This is a genomic window from Vibrio sp. M260118, assembly GCF_036533755.1.
GTDB lineage: Bacteria > Pseudomonadota > Gammaproteobacteria > Enterobacterales > Vibrionaceae > Vibrio.
Window position 1 is genome coordinate 1 of the sequence record NZ_JATABG010000658.1, and the last position, 769, is coordinate 769.

Here is a 769-nt window from a genome sequence, read left to right on the forward strand (position 1 = left end):
ATAAGGGTTAAACAGTTTTTTGTCACCTTGGAATAAGATTTCAAGGTCGAGCTTGTTGTTGTAAGCCAACCATGTACCACGATCAGTCATAGTGTAGCCTTGCATTTCGTTAGCCATGTTAAGAGTTGGCCCCATACCTTGACCAACACTACGGTAGCCACCAAAGTTTGGTTCAATTTGAGTTTGCTCCCAAATACCTTTCTCTTTTTTATGTGTGCCGGAGTCATCGCCGCGGGAAACGAAGGTCGCATTATTGGTTGCGATATTTTTGAACGCTTGTGCGACATCTTTTTGCTGTTTGATCTTGGCAGGATCAGAGTGGGGCCCGACGATAACAAAATCGTTGTACATCAATTTACGAGGTAAAACGCCATAGCCGTTATCAACAAAAGCGGCTTCAGCTTTTGGGGCGTGAGTCATTACCAAATCAACATCGCCATTTTCACCCATTTTTAATGATTTGCCTGTACCCGCAGCGATAACGTCCACGCGGTATCCAGAATCTTTTTCAAATTCAGGCAGTAAGTAGTCTAGAAGGCCTGAGTGATAGGTACTGGTGGTCGTCGCTAGACGAATATGAGGGTCGTCTGCCGCAAACGCTGAACTGGCGACAAGGGAGATTGAGGCGGTTGCTAAAGTAAATGCTATTTTTTTCATCTTGTTATAATTCCATTTTAATCCATTTGGGCTAAACAAAGTGTTTTAAACAAACCTAAGCCGTTGACGGTTTTGTTATAAATCGCAATGCATAATAGCAATCTTAGTGCCA

1 protein-coding gene is annotated in these 769 nt (G+C 43.0%); it reads right to left on the bottom strand.

All coding sequences use genetic code 11. The annotated features are described in order from the left end of the window. Positions 1-657 (bottom strand): substrate-binding domain-containing protein (locus QTO00_RS20350; RefSeq protein WP_331426363.1); only part of this gene is annotated, 657 nt, incomplete at its 3' end. Between the last annotated feature and the right edge of the window lie 112 nt (positions 658-769).